Source organism: Candidatus Frankia alpina (assembly GCF_902806485.1).
Classification (GTDB): domain Bacteria; phylum Actinomycetota; class Actinomycetes; order Frankiales; family Frankiaceae; genus Frankia; species Frankia alpina.
Window position 1 is genome coordinate 1 of record NZ_CADCWT010000405.1, and the last position, 2,543, is coordinate 2,543.

Annotated in this window: 4 protein-coding genes; all 4 read right to left on the reverse strand. The window is 70.7% G+C overall.

What is annotated here, in order from left to right:
* The coding region (locus G6R25_RS23305) for a hypothetical protein (RefSeq protein WP_163554579.1) at positions 1-308 on the reverse strand (308 nt) is incomplete at its 3' end.
* Positions 309-417: 109 nt separating this feature from the next.
* Complete coding sequence (locus G6R25_RS23310; protein WP_163554580.1) at positions 418-1,179, reverse strand: hypothetical protein; 762 nt, start codon at positions 1,177-1,179, stop codon at positions 418-420.
* A gap of 141 nt (positions 1,180-1,320) precedes the next feature.
* The gene (locus G6R25_RS23315) at positions 1,321-1,539 is read right to left on the reverse strand and encodes a hypothetical protein (RefSeq protein ID WP_163554581.1); all 219 of its coding nucleotides are present in this window, start codon (positions 1,537-1,539) and stop codon (positions 1,321-1,323) included.
* A 369-nt stretch (positions 1,540-1,908) separates the two neighbouring features.
* Positions 1,909-2,328: an NUDIX domain-containing protein gene (locus tag G6R25_RS23320; protein WP_163554582.1), complete on the reverse strand. Its 420-nt coding sequence runs from the start codon at positions 2,326-2,328 to the stop codon at positions 1,909-1,911.
* Positions 2,329-2,543 lie beyond the last annotated feature (215 nt).

The following is a 2,543-nucleotide window of genomic DNA, read 5'->3' on the forward strand; positions in this document are numbered from 1 at the left end:
TACATGATCAGGTCGTCGTCGAGGTGCAGCATGTTGGTCAGTGCGTTGGCGTGGTCCCAGTCCGCGCCGTCGTAGAGGTGGGGTGCGAAGACCAGGGGTGTGCCGTTCGGGCCGAGGACGGTGTGCAGCATCCAGCCGAGTTCTTCGGCGTCGTAGAGGTCCAGGGCGGTCGCGTCCGGGTAGGCCAGGCGCACCCGGTAGGTGATCCGTCGCAGGAGCTGGCTGGTCCACCGCGTCCGGGCCTCGTGGACCTGCTGGTCCAGCACCACCGGGTCCAGCACGGTCGGCTTGTGGGATGTGCTTGTCATGGGGGCTCCTGTCTGCGATGCGGGGGTTGTCATCGGCTGGCTTGGAGAGCGGCGGCCAGGCCGGTGGAAGAGCCGCCGGCACCGGCGAACAGGTCCAGCACGGTCAGGCTCATGCGGCGTCGTCGTCGCCGATGTGGATGGGCATGACGTCGGCGGTGAACGAGGGCCGTCCGGGGTGGGTGATCCGCACGGCGCCCAGGGCGCGGTCGGGGCGGTCGGCGCGGAAGCGCAGGGTGAGGCCGGCGTGGCGGCTGACGGGCCGGCCGTGGTGGGTGAGTTTTGCGGCGTCGGCGAGGAAACCGGGGTTCAGGCGGACGGTGCCAGCCGGGTTCCAGCGGGCCAGCTGGGCGTCCGTCTTGGCGATGTCGGGGAAGCGCAGGGTCGGGTCGACGACCGAGTGCAGGGAGAGGTTGTTGGAGAAGCCGCGGACGCCCAGGGTGAGCCGGATCTCCCGCAGGTCGTCGTTGGGTGCGGGGATCGGCGCGCCGAGGGTGAGGGTCGCGGGTGCCTCGCGCAGGGCGGGGAGCAGGGTGCGCAGGGTCGCGACCTCGCTGGTGGGCAGCAGCGGGTCGGGCAGGTGGGCGGGGGTGGTGTCCAGTAGCGGGGTCCAGTCGCGGTGGATGCGGAACCGGTCGGTGGCGGTGGTGTGCAGCCGGCCGTCGGCCAGGTGCAGCCGGACCCGGGACAGGCCGGGCAGGGTGATGTCGGTGCCGGCGGCGCGGATGGTGTTGGTGAGCACGTCGAACAGTCCGGCGACCGTGACGGTGAGGATCACCCGGGCCGGTGCGGGTGCGGGTGCGGCGGGCGGCGGGTCGGCCGGGGTGGTGGCGCGGAGGGAGGCGCGGGCCTGCTCGAGGATGGTGGCGGTCATGACGGTCCCCTTTCGGGTCGGCAGGTGAGGAAGGTGCGGGGCGGGTCGGAGTCTGGGTGTGGGCGACGTCCGACCCGTCCGCTCATCGACGGGGTGCGGCGGCGCTGGCTGTCCAGGCATGGGCGCCGCGCCGGGGGGTGATCAATCCTCGGGAACGAGGTTGCTGGCGAGAACGGCCAGCGCCTGACCGTCGCCGCGCCTCACCCGATGCCGCAGCACGTCCTGACGGCGGACGATCCGCGTGTTGTCCCGGGCGACTGTTTCGGCGTCGCCCAGGGCCACAGCGTTCCCCCGGCGCACATTGATATCCGCGATCTCACGGCCCAACCGCATGTTGTCTTTCCGCGACCACAGTTGCATTTCTTCACTCCCTTTCAGTTCTCGGATTCTCCGGGGTGCGGCGGGTGGCATCGGCGAGACGGCCGCCGCACTTCGGAATTGGCTAGCTGGCGTCGTTGTTGCGGCAGCGACTGATCAGCTCCGGCTTTCCGGCTGCCCGGTCAGCACCCGCCCTTGCAGGCTGCCTTTCCGCGCCGGACGGTCAGTGTCTTTCCGCTTTTTCCGCATACCTCGCAGGTGGGCATCGCCGCGCGGGTCGGGTCCCGCGCTTCGACAGGCCATTCCCGTCGGTTACTGCGCGGACCTGGGCGCGGGCCTGGTCACGGTCGGCGCGTTCCCACCCCCGACGTGCCGCCTCAGCTGGACTGAAAAGGCTTTTGATGAATCCCATCAGAATGCCCGTCCCCGCAGCGCGTCAGTGATGATCGCGAGATGGTCGAAAGCCAGGTTGTTAAGCGCGGCGCGGACCGGAACCCACTGGGCGTCCGCCGCGTCGTCGCCCGCGGTCGGCGGGACGGTCCGGGCCAGGCGGGTGACGTAGGCGAAGCTCACGTAACGGCCGCGTGGGTCCCGGCCGGGCGTCGCGTACACCCCGACCGTGATCAGATGGCCGGGGTCGATGCCGGTCTCCTCACGCAGCTCACGCCGCGCGGCAGCCTCGGCCTCCTCGCCGGGGTTCAGATGCCCACCGGGCAGCGCCCACCGGCCGATGTACGGCTCCTTGGCCCGGCGGACCAGTAGCACCCGGGTGTCGTCGTCGGCCAGGACCACCACGTCAGCGGTCAACCGGGCGGTTTCGTAGCGGGTCATGATGGGCTTTCCCTTCCGTGCCTTGGAGTTCCGCGGACGTGGTTGTCAGTGGTTGGCTTCGGCGGCGGCCTTGTGGCTGGCGCACAGCACGTCCGGTGCGGGCGCCTGCCCGCCGCATCCTCGCCGTGGTTGAACAGCCGGTCGAGCGGGCTACCGGGTCGGACACCGCTCACGGCGGTGACGGTGTGTGTGGTCGTCTTCGGCGTACGAGCCAT

Coding starts and splice junctions, on each gene's coding strand:
- G6R25_RS23310 (WP_163554580.1), bottom strand. CDS start 1,179: ATGACCGCCACCATCCTCGAGCAGGCCCGCGCCTCCCTCCGCGCCACC.
- G6R25_RS23315 (WP_163554581.1), bottom strand. CDS start 1,539: ATGCAACTGTGGTCGCGGAAAGACAACATGCGGTTGGGCCGTGAGATC.
- G6R25_RS23320 (WP_163554582.1), bottom strand. CDS start 2,328: ATGACCCGCTACGAAACCGCCCGGTTGACCGCTGACGTGGTGGTCCTG.